This window comes from Kribbella pittospori (genome assembly GCF_004331465.1).
Classification (GTDB): domain Bacteria; phylum Actinomycetota; class Actinomycetes; order Propionibacteriales; family Kribbellaceae; genus Kribbella; species Kribbella pittospori.
On the sequence record NZ_SJKB01000068.1, the window covers coordinates 1 to 1,319 of the forward strand.

2 protein-coding genes are annotated in these 1,319 nt (G+C 65.7%); both read left to right on the plus strand.

Going from position 1 to position 1,319, the window contains the following annotated elements; translation table 11 throughout:
* Nucleotides 1-64 precede the first annotated feature (64 nt).
* A complete protein-coding gene (locus E0H73_RS45650) occupies nucleotides 65-379 on the plus strand; it encodes a transposase (protein WP_165556185.1) in 315 nt (104 codons plus the stop codon).
* Nucleotides 376-1,275, plus strand: a complete 900-nt coding sequence (locus E0H73_RS45655; RefSeq protein ID WP_131367575.1) for an IS3 family transposase — start codon at nucleotides 376-378, stop codon at nucleotides 1,273-1,275. Before E0H73_RS45650 ends, E0H73_RS45655 begins: the two co-directional genes overlap by 4 nt.
* The last annotated feature ends 44 nt before the right edge of the window (nucleotides 1,276-1,319 follow it).

A 1,319-nucleotide genomic window follows, 5' to 3' on the forward strand; every position in this document is an offset into this window, starting at 1 on the left:
TGGGCCTGACCCGTTTTGACGGACATCCGAGATCAGGAGCTTGTGCTCCGGAAGGATGTTCATCATGGAGCCCATGGGCAAGAAGAAGCCGCGGCCTCGTCGTTCGTTCACATCTGAGTTCAAGGCCGAGATCGTCGAGTTATGCCGGCGCGGTGACCGGACGGTGGGTCAGGTCGCGAAGGACTTCGACCTGACCGAGACCGCGGTGCGGCAGTGGCTGAAGCAGGCCGAACGTGACGCCGGCACCCGCACCGACGATGGGTTGACCACCAGCGAGAAGGACGAGCTCGCGCAGTTGCGGCGGGAGAACCGGCGACTGCGCGAGGATGTCGACATCCTCAAGCGAGCAACGGCTTTCTTCGCGAAGGAGACCCGGTGAACGTTTACCCGTTCATCGAGGCGGAGAAGCAGGGCGACCACAACGTCAAGCGAGCGTGTGAGTTGCTGGAAGTCTCCCGTTCCGCCTACTACGCCCACCGCGCCAGCGGGCCGTCGGCGCGTGCGCAGCGCGACGCCGAGCTGACCGCGAAGATCATCGATATCCACGACGACTCCAGCCAGACCTACGGCTCACCGCGGGTCCACCACGAGTTACTCGACCAAGGCGAGCGATGTTCGCGCAAGCGGGTCGCTCGGCTGATGCGGGCCGCCGACCGGCACGGACGGATGCCCAGGCGGTGGAAGACAACGACCATCGCCGACCCGGCCGCCCCGCACCGCCCGGACCTCATCGGCCGCGACTTCGCGATCGACCCCGACCGGCCGGCCGCGCTGAACACCCGATGGTGCGGCGACATCACCTACGTCTATACCTGGCAAGGCTGGCTCTACCTGGCCACCGTGATCGACCTCGCCTCACGCCGCGTGGTCGGCTGGGCGGTCGCCGACCACCTGCGCACCGACCTGATCGCCGAAGCCCTCACCGACGCAGCGAACCGACGCCGGCCCCTGCCCGGGGTGTTATTCCACTCCGACCGCGGCTGTCAATACACCTCGACCCAATACGCCAACCTGGCAAGAGATCTCGGCGTGACACTGTCAGTCGGCAGACGAGGCCAGTGCTGGGACAACGCGGTCGCCGAATCCTTCTTCGCCACCCTCAAGACCGAGCTCATCCACCGCCGCGCCTGGCCGACCCGCAAAGCCGCCACCAGCGCGATCTTCAACTACATCGAGGGCTGGTACAACACCCGCCGACGCCACTCCACCCTCAACTACCTCAGCCCCGCAACATTCGAATCAACCCCAGCCACCACCCACGAACAGGTAGCGTGAACCAACCTCACACCAACCGTGTCCGTCGAACCGGGTCAACCCCA